The organism is Microbacterium sp. (genome assembly GCF_041641055.1).
Taxonomy (GTDB): Bacteria; Actinomycetota; Actinomycetes; order Actinomycetales; family Microbacteriaceae; genus Microbacterium.
The window spans coordinates 39168-57463 of sequence record NZ_JBEPZB010000012.1 but is presented as its reverse complement, the minus strand read 5'-3'; the positions used below and the strand labels follow the sequence as shown (position 1 = coordinate 57463).

The window sequence follows — 18296 nt, the reverse complement described above, 5'->3', positions numbered from 1 at the left end:
GGCGCCGCACGAAGCGGAGAGGGCATGTGCTTCGCGCACATGCCCTCTTTCGTTTTCGTACTTCCTGCACGTTAGGTCGACTGCTGTCTGAGCCAAGGTAGGACAACTGAAGCGGGCGAGCGACCCGCATACGGCGGAAGAGGACCGATGACGAACCTGACAATTCCCGTATGGAACCCGGCAACCGAAGAGCAGATCGACGAGGTGCGGGCGTTCACTCGTGCCGACGTCGACGTCGCAGTCGAGCGAGCAGTAGCGGCTCAGAAGAGCTGGGCAACGCTTCCTATCGCACAGCGTCAGCAGTTCCTGTTCGACCTCGCTGACGCGGTATCTCGCCATCGCGAGGAGCTGGCCGGTCTCGAATCACGCGATGTGGGAAAGCCGATGAAGGCGGCTCTCGCCGAGGCCGACAGCGTCGCTGGTGTGTTCCGCTACTACGCCGGCACTATCGACAAGCTCACGGGTGAGACCATCCCTGTCGACGGAGGCGTGGCGCTGACCTTCCGTGAGGCAATCGGCGTCGTCGGAGTGATCACGCCCTGGAACTTTCCCCTGCCCATCGCCAGCTGGAGCATCGCCCCCGCCCTCGCGGCGGGCAACGCCGTCATCGTCAAACCGGCAAGCATGACTCCGCTGTCGACCGTCCGCCTCGGCGAGCTCGCCGCGGAAGTGTCGCCCATCCCTCACCTCCTGCAGGTCGTCACCGGAAGTGGCGCCGAAGTGGGCTCCACCCTCATCGAAGACGCGCGCGTGGGAAAGATCAGCTTCACCGGATCCACGGAGGTCGGACGTTCCATCCTGCGCTCGAGTGCAGACACTATGAAGCGGGTCACGCTAGAACTCGGAGGCAAGTCCGCGAACGTCGTCTTCGCTGATGCCGACATTGCGAAGGCGGCGGCCGCCGCGCCGTGGGCGGTGTTCGACAACACCGGACAGGACTGCTGCGCACGAAGCCGCATCCTGGTGCAGCGTCCCGCCCTTGACGAGTTCCTTGAGAAGTTCGTCGCCGCGACCAGCGCCCTGCGAATCGGAGATCCGTCGCAGCTCGACACGGACCTGGGCCCCCTGGTGTCTCAGGAACACCGCGCCACCGTCGAATCCTTCCTCGACGACAAGCTCGACGTGGTGTTCAAGGGATCCACACCGGGCGGCCCTGGCTTCTGGATGGCGCCTCACATCGCTGTCGACCAGGACGGATCCACACGAGCGGCTCGCGACGAGATCTTCGGCCCCGTCGCCGTCGTCATCCCGTTCGACACCGAGGAGGAAGCGGTTCAGCTCGCCAACGAGACGATCTACGGTCTGAGTGGCTCCATCTGGACCAGCAACGTCGGTCGCGCGCTCCGGGTCGCTAGGCGGGTGGAAAGCGGAACCCTGTCCGTGAACTCGAACTCCTCGATCCGTGTGCAAGTTCCGTTCGGTGGTTTCAAGCAGTCCGGTATCGGACGCGAGCTGGGGATGGAGGGCGTACGCGGCTTCACCGAGCCGAAGTCGGTCTTCATCAACACCGACTCATGACCATGCAGTTGAGCGTCGCTGAGGGAGAGACGAAGATGGTTGCGTCAGACGCTGCCGAACTCACCATTCTTTTCGGGAGCCAGACCGGAAACGCGGAGTATCTAGCGTTTCAGATCCACGGAAAGGCAGAGAAGGCTGGCAACAACGTCCAGTTCGCCTCGCTCGAAGACTGGCTGCAGTCCGGAGACCTGAAGCTCCAGCGCCTCTTGGTCGTGACTTCCACGCACGACAACGGCCACATGCCGGACAATGCGGCGGATTTCTGGGACTGGCTGCAGCACCTGCCCTCAGGGGCGCTCGAAGGGCTGCCGTACGCGGTCCTCGCCATCGGGGATTCTATGTACGAAGACTTCTGCAAGGCCGGCCACGATATCGACCAGCGGCTCGAAGCACTCGGAGCTGCGCGGATAGTCGAGAGTATCGACTGCGACATCGATTTCGAGTTCAGCGCTGAGCGATGGGCGAAGCCGGCAGTTCAACAGCTTCTCGACGCTGAACCCTGGGACGGCGCGATCTCCGACGACGCGGATCAACCCGTTGCGGACAAACCCGCCAGCGCAGACCGAACTCGGACGGCGCGGGTGGTAGCAACCCGGCAACTGTCCAAGCCCGGTTCCGCAAAGTATGTCGCTCACTACGAACTCGGGTTCGATGAGCCTTTCACCTACGCGCCCGGTGACTCCCTCTCGGTGTTCCCGAGGAACTCCGACCGTCTGGTGTCCCAGTGGATCGAGGTCTACGGGAACCAGGTAGTCGACGGGCGACCACTCCGAGACATCCTCGCGCACGACGTCGAGCTGCGTTTGCCGCATCCCGGTCTCATCGTCGGTCTGTCGCGTCTGCAACCTGACAACCAATCTGTGAGCGAGATCATCGATCTCATCCAGTCAGGCTTCCGGGAGCGCCTGGACGCATGGCTGTGGGGTCGCGACGTCCTGGACGTCATCACCGACCTGCGGTGCCAGAACGTTCCTGTCGAGGACATTCTGGCCGAGCTTCGTCCTCTCCAGCACCGGGACTACTCGATCTCTTCTAGTCCACTTCGCGACGATGGCAGACTGCACATCACCGTTGCGGGCGTCCGATACGAGCGAGGACGCGGCGAGCATCAGGGAACCGCTACCGAGTTCCTTCGCGAGCGAGCAGAAGATGGGGCGCCGTTCGAGGTGCGTCGTGTGCCCGCGCACGAGTTCACACTGCCCGATGACGACCTGCCGGTCATCATGATCGGTCCCGGTGTGGGGGTCGCACCATTCCGAGCGTTCCTGCGGCATCGTGACGCTTCGGGTGCCTCCGGCAGCAACTGGTTGTTCTTCGGTGATCAGCATCGCGCATACGACTGGCTGTACGAGGACGAATTCGAAGATCTGAGCACGCGAGGCGTGCTCCATCAGCTCAATGTGGCATTCTCCCGCGACCAGGCTGAGAAACTCTACGTGCAGCACGTCATGCTCGACCATGCGGATGAGCTGCGCGGATGGGTTGCGGACGGCGCCTACATCTTCGTCTGCGGCGATAAGACGCGCATGGCGGCAGACGTGGATCGAGCGCTTGCCGACATCCTCGGCGAAGGCGACTCGTCCGCGGGGGAGCAGCGCGTGGCCGCGCTGAAGGCGGCGGGTCGCTACGTCAAGGACGTCTACTGATTCACGGCCGAACGGTCCACCCCGGCGCTCGCGACCTGAGCCGCGAGCGCCAGGGGAGACCATTCGGTACCGGAACCCAACACGATGCCGAGCACAAGCTCGATACGTTGCATTCGCTGACGCAGCGTATTGCGGTGAATGAGCAACTCCTTGGCGGTCTCTTGCACCGAGCCACCCCAGCTCGCGAGAACAGCGAGAGTGTTCACGAGCTGCGTTCCCTGTTTGAGGTCGTATTGAACCAACGGTTCCAGCATGTCGACGAGCGACACGACCGTGGGAGCTAGCCGTCGGACCACATCGCTCAACGGCAGCATGCCGCGGACATTCGAGTACGTCGCCAGAGACACCGGCGACGTCTGGCCGTACACGCCAGCCCATTCCAGCGCGCTCCGAGCGTCGTCAATGGCCTGTCGGATGCCGTCTGGGGTCGAGGTCACTGAACCCACGCCAATCGACGCTCGCAGCCCCGTCCCTTCGGCAAGCCGCTGGGTGGCCTGAAACAGGTGAGAACTCAATTCAGGCGCCAACCGGCCCCCGGGCGCGTCGGCGAGCACCAAACCCCACGTGGAGTGCAGGAGTACGACCGCCCGGCTTCCGGCGGCCACACTGAGAGCATCCTTCAGCGCCCGGCTCGCTGTCTCCCAGTCCGTCTGCACACTATGCACACGAACAAGGATGGGACAGACCGGGCCATCCAATCCCAACTCACCGAGGATGCTGGCTGCTTCCCTATCGTCCTGAGTGAACCGCAACCTGGTCGCTAAAGAGGACCCCACTGAGTTGAGGTCTACGGCTTCAAGAAGCACTCCGAGCTGCATCGCTAGCGCGCTCAAGCGCTCGACATCTCTCGAACGGAACCGCGCGGGTCGGTAGCAGGTAAGAATGCCGCGGGACGCGCCGATGCCGAGCGCAACGGACATGTGCTCCAAGCCCTCGCAATGCTGTTCGATGCTGCTCTGCGCCGCGGAGCGAGAGTGAGTCGACCAGACACGTTGCCCGGCGCTCGTCCGCGACGCGAACATGATCGGAGTCGCGGCGTTCTCGCGTCTACTCATGTACTCGAGTACGCATACCTGCCCGTCGATGAGTTCTAGTACGCGCTGCGCGGCGAACTCCAACGCCGGCACCAACGACGTCCGCGACGCGGTGGGAAAATCTAACAGGAAGTGCGCGATTGCGGACTGATGATTGAGGTCGTCCACAGTCTCAGCGCGCGCGAGTCCTGTGGCGAGCAAGCGGCCCACCTCGACCGCAATAGCCAGCTCATCCTGTCCGAACGCGTTCTCCTGCGTGGAATACAGGGCGAACACGCCCCGGAGGTTGCTTGACTCGTCTGCGATAGGCGCGGCGAGCACTGAGTGGAACTCCTCCTCCTCGATTCGTGCGAATGGAACGAATCGAGGGTCCTCAGCGGGCGCCCGATTGATGATGACCGACTCCTGGCGCATAGCCGCCCATCCCGCGATGCCTTCGCCGAGGCGCAACCGAATCTCATCGATCCCGGTCTGTTGCGGGACTTGAGTGGCCACCCGAAGTACAAGGCGTTCGTCCTCTTCATCCCACAGATAAACGAACACGGCTTTGGTGTCAGTAGCACGCGCGACCAGTTGCACGGCGTCGTCAGCAAGCTCTACGGGATCGCGTCCCTGAGCGAAGAGCAGCACCAACTGTGACAGAACCGACGCGCGGCGCTCTGCGAGTAGATCCTCACGATCTGATGACAAGTGCGACACCTTCCCTCCAAGGACAGACTTCGTCGTCCTGCTCCGCGACTGTAGGACGCTTGGCCGAACGTCACTTGTGCTCCGCACACTCAGGCCGCGTGTCGAGTGTGCCTGATGCACATATTAGACGTGCGGCGGCGTGCCAGTGTCTTGTTGTTGGTGCCGACGTGGGCGCGAACAGGAGGGTGATCTGATGGCGACCGACCCGCACGATAGCGAAGCTTCATCCCCACATCTGTGGCGCCATTTCTCCGACATGGGTGGCGCCGTTCCTCAGGTGTTCGTCGAAGGAGAGGGAAGCTACCTCATCGATGATTCCGGGGATCGATACCTGGATGCGCTATCGAACCTGTACTGCGTCAACCTGGGATATTCCTACGGTCCGGAAATGGGGCGAGCAGCCTTCGCGCAGTACTGTCAGCTGGGGTATCACTCGTCATGGGGGTCGACCCACCCACGTGCGTTGGAACTCGCGGACCGGTTAGCCGCCTTGGCACCCGCTGGGTTGAACCATGTGTTCTTCACACCGAGCGGTGGGGAATCAGTCGAAGCCGCGTGGAAACTCGCCCGCGCGTTCGCCGTGGCGAACGGCGAGGATCGATGGAAGATCATCTCCCGACACTCGGCCTACCACGGCACCACACTGGGCGCACTCGCGCTGAATGGGCTCGACCACTTGCGGGAACAGTTCGCACCGATGCTGATTCCGAGCATTCGAACCTCCAACACCAGGCGGTTGATTGATGCCGGTGCCGACTCCGTCGAGGATGGTGTTCGAGAGCTGCTTGACGAGCTCGAAGAACAGATCGTCGAGAATGATCCGTCCACAATTGCGGCGTTGATCGTCGAGCCGGTGCAGAACCACGGTGGCATGCTCACCGCCCCACCGAGCTACTTCGCCGGGTTGCGGAGGCTCTGTGACGCCTACGGTTTACTCCTGGTCGCGGATGAGACGATCACGGCCTTCGGTCGCTGCGGTGAATGGTTCGCCAGTGAACGATACGGACTCGACCCGGACATCATCGTGACGGCCAAAGGCCTCTCCTCCGCGCATGCAGTGATGGGAGCGGTAATCGCCTCAGATCGGGTGTTCAGGCCATTCCTCGATCCCGGGGCCTCGTTCCTTCACGGAAATACATTCGGCGGTCACCCGGTGATGGCCGCTGTCGCCCTCAAGAACCTCGAGATCATGGAGCGCATCGACCTCCCTGGCCAGGTCACCGCGAGGCAGACCGCTCTCGAGGATAGATTGCGTTCCCTCTCGGACCTTGAGGTTGTTCACAATGTGAGGGGCGCCGGGTACCTGTGGGCCGTTGAACTTGCTTCAGCGGCATCGGACGCCCCCGGCGGAAGACGCATCTGGGGCCCGCTCGAGCTCGAGAAGCGGTTACATCAGCTGGGTGTGCTGACTCGAGTGGCGTTTGACGACGACATTGCCATCATCAACGTTGCCCCGCCACTCGTGGCAGAGCAGACTGAATTCGACATCATCGTCGATGCTTTGCGTTCGGTCCTCAGCGACGTGAGCGCAGAGGCCTTGCGGCGGCTGGATCACGTGAGTTCGCGGCCGCGGTAGGTGGCCACCAAAGGAGGACCATGCCTGAAACGAACAGTGCGCTACCGCGATTGACTGGTGCGCGTGACGGCTGGGTGCCTCCAACGGACTATTGCCCCGTCTCAATCGGTGCTCGTCTTATCGCCGACCGGTGGACGCTTCTCATCGTCCGCGAGATGCTCGTAGGAACCACGCGGTTCAACGCGATCCACCGAGCACTGCCCACTATGTCCCGCACTCTCTTCGCGACTCGATTGCGCTACCTGGTGCGGATCGGCGTTGTAGAACATTCGCCGGACACCGGCGATTACCGTCTCACAGCGGCCGGCCTGGCGCTGCGACCGGTCCTCGAAGCCTTGGGCGCGTGGACTCTCGACTGGAGGGTGGCGCCTTCGACGGATGGGGATCTGAGCGCGGGTGCTCTCCTGTGGCAGATGCATCTAGGACTGCAGCGCGACCGCCTTCCCGACGGAGGTGTCGTCCTCGCGTTTCGGTTCCCCGATCACAACCCGGGCGAGGCGTGGATGTTCGTCGACGAACACGGGTCCGGTGCGTGCATCGGAACACCCGAGCGGGAACCGGACCTGACCGTCACCGTAGATCTGCGCGTGCTCAACGAGCTTTGGTGGGGGAAGAGACAGTGTGCTGTCGCTATCGCTCAAGGTGACGTCGGATTTCATGGGGCGGAGACCCTAGCTCGGGCGTACCCGACGTGGTTCGGGCCGAGGAGCCTGACAGCCTGACCTCGGATGGGCGCCGGGTCACCGGCGCCCATCCTCCGCCATTTCAGGCAGGGACTCGCTGCGAGTCGGACAGCCTCAACCAAGTTTGAACGACAGTGTCAGGGTTGAGGGACATCGAGTCAACGCCCTGCTCCACGAGCCACTGGGCAAGCTCGGGGTGGTCGCTGGGCCCCTGGCCACACACGCCGACGTACTTGCCCTGAGACTTGCACGCTGTGATCGCCAACGAGAGCATCTTCAGCACGGCGGGGTCACGCTCGTCGAAAGATGCAGCGACGATACCGCTGTCCCGGTCTAGGCCCAGCGTCAGCTGCGTCATGTCGTTGGAACCAATGGAGAATCCGTCGAAGAACTCGAGGAAGTCATCGGCGAGAACAGCGTTTGAAGGCAGCTCGCACATCATCATGACCTTCAGATCGTTCTCGCCACGCCGCAGACCGTTGCTTGCCAAGAGGTCCGTGACAGCAGCAGCCTCCTCTAGTGTGCGTACGAACGGCACCATCACCTGCACGTTACGCAGACCCATGTCCTCACGAACGAACCGCAGCGCTTCGCACTCCATCGCGAAGCATTCGCGGAAGTCGTCCGAGATGTACCGCGACGCGCCCCGATACCCCAGCATCGGGTTCTCCTCCTTCGGTTCGTAAAGCCCGCCACCCAGGAGGTTGGCGTACTCATTGGATTTGAAGTCCGACAGGCGAACGATGACAGTCTCCGGTGCGAACGCCGCGGCGATTGTCGCGATACCTTCGGCGACGCGTCGGATGAAGAAGTCCCTTGGCGAGGGGTAGGCCGCGATGCGTTCGTCAACTTCCTGCCGCAGAGCAGAAGGGAGGGTCGAGTGATCGAGCAGAGCCTTCGGGTGGATGCCGATCTGACGATTGATGATGAATTCCAGCCGGGCAAGCCCGACACCGTGGTGCGGGAGGCGCGAGAACGAGAAGGCTTGCTCGGGCGTGCCGACGTTCATCATGATGCGAGTTGGAGGCGGCGGCATGTGGTCGAGTTCCGTCACTTCCTCGTCGAAGCCGAGGAGGCCGGCGTAAACGAAGCCAGCGTCACCCTCGGCGCAGCTGACCGTGACGTCCGTGCCCTCGCTGAGCACCGAAGTGGCGTTGCCGGTTCCCACGACCGCGGGAATTCCGAGCTCGCGCGCGATGATCGCGGCGTGACATGTGCGTCCCCCGCGATTTGTCACGATAGCTGCAGCTCGCTTCATGATCGGTTCCCAGTCTGGATCGGTCATGTCAGCGACGAGCACATCCCCCGTTTGAAAGTGGCGCATGTCGTCCACACTGTTGAGCACACGTGTTGTCCCGGCCCCGATTCGCTGACCGATAGCGCGGCCTTCAGCAAGGATGTCTCCGGATCGGCGAAGGGTGAAGCGTGTGAGGACGTTGGTTGCGGCACGGGAGACAACGGTCTCTGGTCGCGCCTGCAGGATGTAAAGACGCCCGTCGATGCCATCTTTCGCCCATTCGATGTCCATCGGACGCCCATAGTGCTCCTCGATGGTCAAGGCATGGCGAGCGAGTTCTTCGACCTCGGCGTCGGTGATCGAGAACTCGCGTCGCGCCCAGTCCGGAACGGGGACGAAGGCGGTGCTCTTACCTGCATCGACCCGGTCGGTGTATCGCATGGCCGTGCTCTTCTCGCCGACCGAGCGTCGCAAGATTGCTGGGCGTCCTTCGCGCAACCCCGGCTTGGACACGAAGAACTCGTCCGGGTTCACCGCCCCCTGGACCACTGCCTCACCGAGGCCGTACGAACTGGTGATGAAGACGGCCTGGTCGAAGCCTGATTCGGTATCGACGGTGAACATCACGCCAGACGCCCCGAGGTCAGAGCGGACCATGCGCTGCACTCCTGCGGAGATGGCAACGTCCGTGCTGTCGAATCCGTGGTGTGCCCGGTAGGCGATGGCCCGGTCGTTGTACAGGGATGCGAATACTGCCCGGATCGCGTCGAGGATGTTGTCGATCCCGCCGACGTTCAGGTACGTCTCCTGCTGGCCAGCGAATGACGCGTCAGGGAGGTCCTCCGCGGTCGCGCTGGATCGGACCGCCCAGGTCACCGATGCCGGTTCGGGGTCGGACGCAACGAGTTCTTCGAATGCTCCCCGGATGTCGTTCTCGAGCCTCTGCGGAAGCGGGTGCGCGAGGACGAGCCGACGAATATCCGCGCCGACTCGAGCGAGCTCGACGACGTCGTCAACGTCGGTTCGCGCGATGACATCCGCGATAGTGGCGCCGAGGGCTCCGTGAGCGATGAACTCGCGGTACGCGTGCGCGGTAGTGGCGAAGCCGCGGGGCACACGGACCCCCAGATCGGTGAGGTGCGACACCATTTCCCCCAGGGAGGCGTTCTTCCCTCCCACTCGGCCAAGGTCGGACATCCCGACCTGATGGAACCACAGAACATTGGTCATGCTTGTCTCCTTTGACGGGCTGCTAACGCAGGCTGAGTGTTTGAATCACGACGGCGGACATCTCCTCGACGCTCTTCGCAGAGGAGTTGAGGAACGGGATGCCCGCGCTGCGGTAGAGGTGCTCCGCTCTACGAATCTCAGTGGTGCACTGGTTGAGGCTGGCGTAACGAGATTCCGGCCGACGCTCGTGTCGAACCTGGCTGAGGCGTTGAGGCGTGGTGGTGAGGCCGAAACACTTCGATGCGTATGGGCGGATCTGGGGTGGCAGGTCGTCGCTCGGTAAGTCGTCATCGGTCAGCGGGTAATTCGCGACATGCACTCCGTGCTGTAGCGCGAGGTACATAGAGGTTGGGGTTTTCCCACACCGGCTCGGCGCGATGATGATGACGTCCGCGCGGTCTAGCCGGCGGAAGCTTTGACCGTCGTCGTGCTCGATGGTGTATTCGATGGCTTTGATACGAGTGAAGTAGCGGTCGGTGTCGGCAAGAGAGTGGTACCGGCCTGATTCTGGTGATGCGGACGCCCCAAGAGTCGCTTCAATGCTGGTTAGATGCCCCCGGAGCAGATCGATCAGAACTGCCGGGATGTTCGCGAGCGCCAGACCGATCTCCGGATCCTTCGCAGTCACGAACACGATGGGCGGGGGGCCCATCTCCGCAGCCGCTTGCACGAGCGCGACCACGGCTGCCGCCTCCCGCAGCGTCTCGACGAACGACACTGTTTTTCTAGTGAAGGCGAAGCCGGGGAAGTTGGAGAGCAAGGCGTTCCCCAACGTCTCCGCGGTGATGCCCGTGCTGTCGGACACGAAGAACACCGCTCGGGCAGCGGGGGACTCAGCCATGGGATCACCTCGCCACAACCGTCGCCGAACCCCCACCTGCGAGTATGTGCGCGGGGCACGCGTTTGCGACGCGCCTTGTGCATCGCGGCCATCTAAGTCGAGTGGTACGAAATCTGCACTGGAGGCGGCGGCGCGTTCCGTATTGACTTTCCGCACTGCCACACCGATGTGGCCTTTGCCATGACAGAAAGGCTCAGTATGACAATGTCCGTCCAGCCGCCTGACTTCGAGCGCCTGTTCAACGCCATCAACGCCCAGTACATTGCCGTCGACCCGAACCTACGAGTCGTTGCGGCGACTGACTCATTCCTTGCCGCAACCCTGAAGGAGCGCGCGAGTTCCGTGGGGAAGCACATTCTCGAGGTCTTCCCCGACAACCCGGACGACCCTACCGCGAACGGTACGGAGGTACTCCGCGGTTCCCTTGAGGAGGTCCTGCACACCGGTCAGCCGCTGGTGCTCGCACCTCAGAGGTACGACATGAAGCGCTCGGACGGCTCGTACGAGGAGCGCTATTGGCAGCCCCACAACGAACCCGTCTTCGACGAAGACGGAAACGTCATCTACGTCCTCCACGGCGCGGAAGACGTCACCGCCCAGACCCTGTCCGAACGCAACAGCTGAACCCCTTCGAGGAGCGTCACATGTCCACTTCCGTCACTCTTGTCGGCGGCCCCACCGCTGTGCTCACCATCGGGGGCGTTCGGATCATCACCGATCCGACGTTCGACGCCCCTCAGACGTATCACCACCCCATCGCCGGCCCGGTCGTGAAGAACGCCGCTCCCGCTTTCACTCCCGAGGAGCTCGGGGAGATCGACATCGCGCTCGCCTCGCATGAACACATCGACAACCTGGACGTCGGCGGTCGCGGGTTCCTGACAATGGTGCCCCTCGCATACACGACGGAGGAGGTTGCTGCGAACTTCGGGCCTAACGTCATCGGCTTGGCGGAGCACGATGCGCGCACTGTGCCGCTCCCGGACGGTGGGGAGTTGACTATCACCGCGCTGCCGGCCAAGCACGGGCCGGAAGGAGTATGGGAAGCGCTGGGCCCGGTGATCGGGTTCCATTTGGCTGGACCGGGGCTCCCGACCGTGTACGTCAGCGGTGACAACTCGCAGATGGATGTAGTGGACGACATCGTCGAACGCTATGGGCCGGTGGACATCGCTGTGCTGTTCGTCGGCGGCGCGAAATTCGACGTGATCGCTGACGGAAGTTACATCACTCTCAGCAACGAACGGGCGCTGGAGGCGGCTCAGCGGCTTCAGGCGAAGAAGGTGGTGGCCATCCATGAGGACTCCTGGGCGCACTTCAGTCAGAGTGCTTCGGAGATCAAGGAGTTGTTCGAGCAGGCCGGATTGGGCGAGGTCATCGTGGCCCTGAATCCCGGGGAAACCGCGGAACTCGTCTGATTCTGCCCCCGCGGTGCCCGGTCGGTTTCCCCGCCCGACCGGGCACCTTCTTTTCTACGGGAGCGCCGGTGTTCGCGGGGTGCGCACGCCGACGCCGACGATGACGGATCCGGCGAGCATCAGTGCGGCGGCGACAATGAACGCCGTTCCGGTGCCCGTCTCCGTCGGCGTGAGCGCTCCACCTTGCGAGCTGGCGGCAGCTCCTGCCGCTGACGCAGCGGTGAAAACAGCGAGGCCGAGGGCGGCGCCGATCTGCTGTGCGCTATTCACCAGGGATGATCCGACGCCAGTCGTGCCGGCGGGGAGGTCGCGGACGGCCGTCAGTGTCAGGACGACGAAGGCGGCGCCCAGGCCGAGCGCGGCGAGGAACAGAGCGATGGCAATGTGGGGGAAGTACGCCGTGTCCGGGGTGATGGCGGCCAGCCAGAACAGGCCTCCCGAAGCAATGACGAGACCCGTGGCGGCGATGAGGCGGGCGGGCAGTCGCTCAGCGAGCTTGCCGCCGATGATGCTGGCGATGATGACTCCGAAGCTGAACGGCAAGAACGCCAGACCCGTCAACATCTGGCCCATCCCCGCGACGTTCTGGAAATACAGGGTCAACAGATAGAACGTGCCCATAAGGCCCGCACCGATGAAGAGAACCACGACGTAGGAAACGCTTCGGCTGACGTCGTGGAAGATGCCGAGCGGAAGCATCGGTTGCGTGCGCGTGCGTTGCATGATGACGAACCCGGTGAGGAGGCCGATGCCGGTGAAGGCCGAGATGAGGACAAGCGGCGCGGCCCAGCCCCGTTCGCTCGCCTGAGTGATGGCGAAGACCATTGCGACGAGGCCGAGAGTTCCGATGATGGCGCTGGGGAAGTCGACTCTCTGGCGGTGAGGGGGTGAGGGGGCGAGCACCCGGGTGCCGATAAGAAGAGCGACGCCGACGGGGATGTTGATAAGGAACACCGAGCGCCATCCCAGTGCGGAGGCCAGGAGTCCTCCGAGGAGTACACCGCCGACAATTCCCAGGCCCGACATGGCGCCGTAGACCGCGAGCGCCTTGTTGCGCGCGGGACCGTCGTCGAAGGCGGCGGCGATGAGGGCGAGCAGGTTGGGGGCGGCGAATGCCGCCCCCAACCCTTGAATGGCACGAGCGGTGATGAGCGCTTCGCCGCTCCAGCCCAGCCCGGCAACGGCTGACGCGGCGGTGAACACGGCTAGGCCGATGACGAGGACTCGGCGGCGTCCGAGAACGTCGCCAAGCTTTCCGCCAAGCAGCAGCAGTCCACCGAACACGAGGATGTAGGCGTTGATGACCCATGGGAGAGCGGCCGGTGCGAGGGTGAACTCTTCCGCAATAGCAGGGAGGGCGATGTTCGCGATGGTGTCGTCCAGGACCAGCATCAGCTGGGCGGTGGCGATGACCGGCAGGGCTGCGGGGTGGGGGCGGGTTGTGGAGGCGTGTGTCATTTCGGTGTCAGAGGGGTTAGGTGAGTAGCCATGTGGGTGTTGTGGTGATCGACGAAGGTGCGTTTAGGAACGCACGAGCCGGGCGATGGCGTCGGATGCTTCTTTGAGCTTTCTGTCTGCTTTCGGTCCGCCTGCACGTGCCGCATCGACAACGCTTCGAACTTGACGGTTGGCATGTTCTATCCTTATACCCCGGGTGGGTATACGCACCGAGGGTAACACGATACCCCTAGGGGGTACTCTGCAACGCCGATGCGAAACGAGTGAAGAAGTCGGAGGTTGGTCCCGCTACTAGGCCGCAGTCATGATTCCGAGGACTGCCTGCATCGCGGTGCCGACACCTGCCAATAGGACCAGGGTGGCGAAGCAGACGCGAAGAACCCGCTCAGGGAGGCGGCGTGCGACGAGGCCACTGGCGAAAGCGACGATGACAGATGGAATTCCGAACGCAAGGGCGATAGCCCAGTCGGGTTGAGTGACCGACGCATGCGCCGCGATACCAGCCAAGGCGTTCACCACGGTCACGACCAGCGATGTTCCGATAGCCAATCTCAGAGGGAGCCCCAGGAGGGCGACGAGTGCGGGGACGGTGATGAACCCCCCACCCACGCCCAGCAGGCCGGTGAGAAACCCGACAGCGACGCCGACGCCCAGGGCGCGCAATGTCCACAGTCGCGGGCGCACAGGGTGTTCCTTGCCACCAGCGTGGCGGCCCCGGAGCATCTGTGCGCCCGCGACCAGCATCAGAGCGGCGAAGCTGACGAGCACGATCTCATCCGGCAGAAGGGACCCAGCGAATGTGCCCGCGAACGCTGCAGGTATGCCGCTGAGAACGACTGCGCCAGCTGTTCGCCAGTCCACTCCTCCCCGAAGCCGGGGGATGATCGCCCCGAGCGGGGCGAGGGCGCCCATGATGAGCGAAGTCGATACGGCGGTCGGTAGCGGAACGCCGGCGATATAGACCAAGGAGGGGACGGCGATGATGCCGCCGCCAGCTCCGACGAGGCCGGTAACCGCGCCGACGAGGGCGCCGAGGGCTGCAACGGCGTAGATCATGCGGGTACTCCTCTGTTGCTCGCGCGTAAGTCGGACCGGTCGTGGTTGACCTCGAGCGAGTGCTGGCCTACCATCAGTGTACCGACCGAGTGCTCGGTCGGTACAGAACTCAAAGAGGAGACCACGTGTCCAACGCCGAACGCCCTATTGCGGGCACAGTCGCGCGCGCCGCTGAGATGGCGGATGCACCCTTGATTCCCGCACCCACGCAACGCGCAACGTGGAAGGTGATCTCCGCGATGATCGCGGCGCGCCTTGGGATCATGCTCACCCTGCTTACCCCGCTTACCGCCGGACTTGCGCTCAAGCTTCAAGAGCTGATGCCTCCGGACCAGGTTGTCGGGACGCTCGGCATCATCACCTCCATCGGGGCATTGGCTGCCCTCTTGTTCGATCCGATCTTCGGCCGACTCAGCGACCGCACCACGGGACGTTGGGGCAGGCGCCGCCCCTGGCTCGTCATCGGCTCGGTCGGTGTCGTCCTCGCTCTCGTCATCATCGGGGTCGCCCCGAACGCGTTCGTTGTCGGTGTCGGATGGGTTCTTGCGCAGACGCTCGCCAACGCCGCGGTCAGCGCACACACGGCAACCATCGCAGACCAGCTTCCGCCCATGCAGCGAGGTAAGGTCAGCGGCGCCATCGGTGTTGCCCAGCAGGCGGCGACGCTCGGCGCTGCCTATGCCGCGCAATTCCTCAGCTCGAACATCCTTCTGCTCTTGCTCATCCCGGGAATCATCGGGGCCGCGCTCACCGTGCTCTATGCCGTGGTCCTTCCTGACAAGGAGCTCCCGCATCGTCCTTATAGTGAAGGCGGGCTGCGCACGATTCTTATGACTTTCTGGGTGAACCCGCTGCGCCACCCGGACTTCGCGCTCACCTGGGCGTCGCGATTCCTATTGGTGCTCGCCAACTTCATGTTTGTCACCTTTCGCCTGTTGTGGATCCAGCACGAGTTCGGCCTGGATGCTCCCACCGCGGCCGGAATCATGGCCACCGGTGTGCTCTGCTACACGATTTCTCTCGTGGTGGCGGGGCAGTTGGCCGGGTGGCTGTCGGACAAGACGAAGCGTCGCAAGCCCTTCATCGTCGCGTCCGCGCTCATCTTCGCGGCAGGAACATATCTGCTCGTTCATGCCAGCGAACCCACTGCTTTCTTCTGGGCTGAGGTCGTCCTCGGCATCGGATTCGGCATCTACGTCGCCGTGGATTTGGCGCTGGTCATCGACGTCCTGCCGAATCCGGACAACGCCGCCAAAGACCTCGGCGTGTTCAACATCGCCATGGCCGGTCCGCAGGTGCTCGCACCTGCCGTCTCCGCATTCCTCATCGGAATCGGTGCGGGCCAGAATTACGACCTTATGCTCATCATCGCCGCCATTGTCGCGGTCGTCGGTGCCGCACTGATCCTGCCCGTGAAAGGCTCCAAGTGACAGACCCGAACCTCGACTCTCAGATCGATGAGGCTATCGCAGCCCTCAGCCTCGACGGGAAGATCCGGTTGCTGTCCGGAGGTGCCTTCTTCGCTCTCGCGGGGGACGACACCATCGGCTTGGACCCGGTGGTCCTTTCTGACGGCCCGACGGGTGTACGCGGAGAGGTGGTCGTAGGCGGACGGGAAAGCTGCTTGCTCCCGAATGCCAGCCTTCTCGCTCAGACATGGAACACGCAGACTCTGGACGACGTCGGAAACCTCCTCGCCGAGGAGGCCATCGACCAGGAAACGCACGTCGTTCTAGGGCCCACCATCAACCTTCACCGGACCCCGCTGGGCGGGCGCCTGTTCGAAGCCTTTAGCGAAGACCCTCTCCTCACCGGGCGCCTGGCCGCAGCTTACGTGCGCGGCCTGCAGCGCAGGGGAATCGGGGCCAGCCTGAAGCACTTCCTGGGCAACGAATCGGAAACCGAGCGCACGACCGTCAACGCGGTGATGAGCGACCAGGCGCTGAGGGAGGTATACCTCGCGCCTTTCCAGATCGTCCTTGAGGACTCGAACCCGTGGACGCTCATGGCCGCGTACAACAAGGTCAACGGCACGCCGTCCACCGAGCACAGCGCCCTGCTGAACGGCGTGGTGAAAGAAGAGTGGGGCTACGACGGGGTTGTCGTCTCCGACTGGTTCGCGACAGGATCCTGTGTGGACAGCGTCACCGCAGGACTGGACCTGGTCATGCCGGGGCCGGTGACGCCATGGTCGAAGTCGCTTGCGGACGAAGTCCGCTCCGGTGCCGTGGCGGAGTCCGTCATCGATGAACACCTGCGGAGAATCCTGCGCCTCGCTTCGCGTGTCGGCGCTTTCGGTGAGAAGCGAACCTGGGAGAAGGGTCTCCCGGCCCCGTCGAGCGGGGCTCGTGCCGCGAAGCTCATAGACGTCGCCGCACGCGGCATGGTGGTACTGAAGAACGAGAACCAGACCCTTCCGCTCGGTGCCGATAGTGGAAGCATCGCCGTGATCGGACGGCACGGTATCGACACCATCGCGCAGGGCGGAGGGTCCGCGCAGGTGCGTCCCCCGCACGTCGTCAGTATCGCTGACGGCATCCGTGCCGGCTTCGGTGCGGACAACGTGAGCGTCACCGACGGAGTGGAGACGCGCATCGTCCTACCCGCCGCGCCGCCCAGCCGTGTCAGCCACCCGACGACCGGAGCTCCCGGTGTTCGAGTGCGCGTTTTCAACGATGCGGGAGTCGTCGTGCACGACCGCCACTTGGACGTCGCCGAGCTTGAAGACAGCAGAACCGGATGGCTCGCGGATGCTGCACGGATCGAACTCAGCGCGCGGCTGCAGCTGGCCGGGCCCACTGAACTGCAGGTCGGGGTACGTGGCCCGGGACGGTGGCACGTTGACATTGCCAACCGCGAGGAGACGTTCGAGATCCCCTTTCATAAGGGCCCCGGCGGTGGGTTTTTCCGGCCGCGAAGCCAAGCCTTCACAATGAAGGTCAACCCAGGAGACCTCATTGTCGCCACCGCGGAGAGAACCGACCTGCAGCGGATACTCGGGCTCGTGGTCGCGGAAGCACGTCGCAGCCCGGCGGTCACAATCAGCCGTGCCGTCACCGCAGCGGCCGCAGCCGACACCGCCATCGTCGTGGTCGGTAACACGCCCGATCAGGAGACGGAAGGTCAGGACAAGACCACCCTCGCCCTGCCGGGTCACCAGGATGCCCTCGTCGCCGCTGTGGCCGGACAAGCAAAACGCACGGTCGTCATCGTCAACGCCGCTACACCGGTCCTGATGCCGTGGGCGAATCTCGTCGACGCCATCCTGTTCGTCGGCCTTCCTGGGCAGGAGGCCGGGCACGCCGTCGCTGCGGCGTTGCTCGGCGACATCCTCCCCGAGGGGCGACTTGTCACCACCTTTCCGCAAGCAGACGGAGAAGGGCCGGCGTGGACCACCACTCCGGCAGGCGGGGACCTCCCTTACACAGAGGGCACCTTCGTCGGTCATCGCGGTTGGTTTGCGCAGGGCCACACTCCGGCGTACTGGTTCGGCCACGGGCTCGGGTACACCAGGTGGGAGTACACGGAGCCGGGCGTGACCGAACTCTCTGAAGGTGGCGAGGTCACCCGAGTGGCAGTCACGGTTCGCAATGCCGGCGACTTCGACGGGCGTGAGACCGTGCAGGTGTACTTGCAACCCGCAGACGCGGCGCAGCCTACCCGGCTTATCGGCTGGTCCCAGGTCGAGCTCGGGCCGGGCGCAGAAGCGCACGTTGATGTCGAGTGCGATGTTCGCCTGCAGCGCCGTTGGGACAGCCATGCTGACGCATGGGTCGCACTTGATGAGGGGAAAATCCTAGTTGGCCGAAACCTAGGAGATGTGCGGGGTACCCTGGACCTGGTTTCCCCGGGAGCCCCTGAACAGTCGGCGCCTCGCAGCGCCGTCCGAACGATCTGAGGTTGAACTCG

13 protein-coding genes and 1 pseudogene are annotated in these 18296 nt (G+C 63.7%); 8 read left to right on the top strand and 6 right to left on the bottom strand.

Annotated elements, in window-relative coordinates; all coding sequences use genetic code 11:
* Positions 1-147: 147 nt before the first annotated feature.
* Positions 148-1518 (top strand): aldehyde dehydrogenase, encoded by a 1371-nt coding sequence (locus tag ACESK8_RS09625; protein WP_372968388.1) that lies wholly within the window; start codon positions 148-150, stop codon positions 1516-1518.
* Positions 1515-3164: a sulfite reductase flavoprotein subunit alpha gene (locus ACESK8_RS09620; protein WP_372968387.1), complete on the top strand. Its 1650-nt coding sequence runs from the start codon at positions 1515-1517 to the stop codon at positions 3162-3164. Before ACESK8_RS09625 ends, ACESK8_RS09620 begins: the two co-directional genes overlap by 4 nt.
* On the opposite strand, the gene ACESK8_RS09615 is transcribed toward ACESK8_RS09620, so the two are convergent.
* Complete coding sequence (locus ACESK8_RS09615; protein ID WP_372968386.1) at positions 3158-4888, bottom strand: helix-turn-helix domain-containing protein; 1731 nt, start codon at positions 4886-4888, stop codon at positions 3158-3160. The genes ACESK8_RS09620 and ACESK8_RS09615 overlap by 7 nt on opposite strands.
* 193 nt (positions 4889-5081) lie before the next feature.
* On the opposite strand from ACESK8_RS09615, the gene ACESK8_RS09610 reads away from it, so the two are divergent.
* Both ACESK8_RS09610 and ACESK8_RS09605 read left to right on the top strand, forming a co-directional pair.
* Positions 5082-6464, top strand: a complete 1383-nt coding sequence (locus ACESK8_RS09610) for an aminotransferase class III-fold pyridoxal phosphate-dependent enzyme (RefSeq protein WP_372968385.1) — start codon at positions 5082-5084, stop codon at positions 6462-6464.
* A 20-nt stretch (positions 6465-6484) separates the two neighbouring features.
* Positions 6485-7186, top strand: coding sequence for a winged helix-turn-helix transcriptional regulator (locus ACESK8_RS09605; RefSeq protein ID WP_372968384.1), 702 nt, complete (start codon positions 6485-6487; stop codon positions 7184-7186).
* A 43-nt stretch (positions 7187-7229) separates the two neighbouring features.
* On the opposite strand, the gene ppsA is transcribed toward ACESK8_RS09605, so the two are convergent.
* Complete coding sequence (ppsA, locus tag ACESK8_RS09600) at positions 7230-9614, bottom strand: phosphoenolpyruvate synthase (RefSeq protein WP_372968383.1); 2385 nt, start codon at positions 9612-9614, stop codon at positions 7230-7232.
* A gap of 22 nt (positions 9615-9636) precedes the next feature.
* Entirely contained in the window at positions 9637-10455 is an 819-nt protein-coding gene (locus ACESK8_RS09595; protein WP_372968382.1) for a pyruvate, water dikinase regulatory protein, read from the bottom strand.
* A gap of 198 nt (positions 10456-10653) precedes the next feature.
* Between ACESK8_RS09595 and ACESK8_RS09590 the strand changes: the two genes are divergently transcribed.
* Positions 10654-11079, top strand: a complete 426-nt coding sequence (locus tag ACESK8_RS09590; RefSeq protein WP_372968381.1) for a PAS domain-containing protein — start codon at positions 10654-10656, stop codon at positions 11077-11079.
* Between the two features lie 20 nt (positions 11080-11099).
* Complete coding sequence (locus ACESK8_RS09585) at positions 11100-11873, top strand: MBL fold metallo-hydrolase (protein ID WP_372968380.1); 774 nt, start codon at positions 11100-11102, stop codon at positions 11871-11873.
* 54 nt (positions 11874-11927) lie between these two features.
* Here ACESK8_RS09585 and ACESK8_RS09580 read toward each other — a convergent pair whose 3' ends face one another.
* The 3 genes and pseudogenes from ACESK8_RS09580 to ACESK8_RS09570 all read right to left on the bottom strand — a co-directional run bounded on the left by ACESK8_RS09580 (position 11928) and on the right by ACESK8_RS09570 (position 14387).
* Positions 11928-13331: an MFS transporter gene (locus ACESK8_RS09580; protein WP_372968379.1), complete on the bottom strand. Its 1404-nt coding sequence runs from the start codon at positions 13329-13331 to the stop codon at positions 11928-11930.
* 63 nt (positions 13332-13394) lie between these two features.
* Positions 13395-13484 (bottom strand): annotated as a pseudogene (locus ACESK8_RS09575) (CopY family transcriptional regulator); the annotation flags it as partial.
* A gap of 138 nt (positions 13485-13622) precedes the next feature.
* The gene (locus ACESK8_RS09570; protein WP_372968378.1) at positions 13623-14387 is read right to left on the bottom strand and encodes a sulfite exporter TauE/SafE family protein; all 765 of its coding nucleotides are present in this window, start codon (positions 14385-14387) and stop codon (positions 13623-13625) included.
* Positions 14388-14512: 125 nt separating this feature from the next.
* On the opposite strand from ACESK8_RS09570, the gene ACESK8_RS09565 reads away from it, so the two are divergent.
* Together ACESK8_RS09565 and ACESK8_RS09560 are read left to right on the top strand one after the other, a co-directional pair.
* Positions 14513-15817 carry an MFS transporter gene (locus ACESK8_RS09565; protein ID WP_372968377.1) on the top strand — a complete coding sequence of 435 codons (1305 nt, stop codon included), beginning with the start codon at positions 14513-14515 and terminating at the stop codon, positions 15815-15817.
* Positions 15814-18285, top strand: a complete 2472-nt coding sequence (locus tag ACESK8_RS09560; RefSeq protein WP_372968376.1) for a glycoside hydrolase family 3 C-terminal domain-containing protein — start codon at positions 15814-15816, stop codon at positions 18283-18285. The genes ACESK8_RS09565 and ACESK8_RS09560 overlap by 4 nt, the downstream gene beginning before the upstream one ends.
* Positions 18286-18296 lie beyond the last annotated feature (11 nt).

Bases quoted from the DNA above. Each gene is read 5' to 3' on its own strand.
- ACESK8_RS09625 (WP_372968388.1), top strand. From the start codon at position 148: ATGACGAACCTGACAATTCCCGTATGGAACCCGGCAACCGAAGAGCAG.
- ACESK8_RS09620 (WP_372968387.1), top strand. From the start codon at position 1,515: ATGACCATGCAGTTGAGCGTCGCTGAGGGAGAGACGAAGATGGTTGCG.
- ACESK8_RS09610 (WP_372968385.1), top strand. From the start codon at position 5,082: ATGGCGACCGACCCGCACGATAGCGAAGCTTCATCCCCACATCTGTGG.
- ACESK8_RS09605 (WP_372968384.1), top strand. From the start codon at position 6,485: ATGCCTGAAACGAACAGTGCGCTACCGCGATTGACTGGTGCGCGTGAC.
- ppsA (WP_372968383.1), bottom strand. From the start codon at position 9,614: ATGACCAATGTTCTGTGGTTCCATCAGGTCGGGATGTCCGACCTTGGC.
- ACESK8_RS09595 (WP_372968382.1), bottom strand. From the start codon at position 10,455: ATGGCTGAGTCCCCCGCTGCCCGAGCGGTGTTCTTCGTGTCCGACAGC.
- ACESK8_RS09590 (WP_372968381.1), top strand. From the start codon at position 10,654: ATGACAATGTCCGTCCAGCCGCCTGACTTCGAGCGCCTGTTCAACGCC.
- ACESK8_RS09585 (WP_372968380.1), top strand. From the start codon at position 11,100: ATGTCCACTTCCGTCACTCTTGTCGGCGGCCCCACCGCTGTGCTCACC.
- ACESK8_RS09580 (WP_372968379.1), bottom strand. From the start codon at position 13,331: ATGACACACGCCTCCACAACCCGCCCCCACCCCGCAGCCCTGCCGGTC.
- ACESK8_RS09570 (WP_372968378.1), bottom strand. From the start codon at position 14,387: ATGATCTACGCCGTTGCAGCCCTCGGCGCCCTCGTCGGCGCGGTTACC.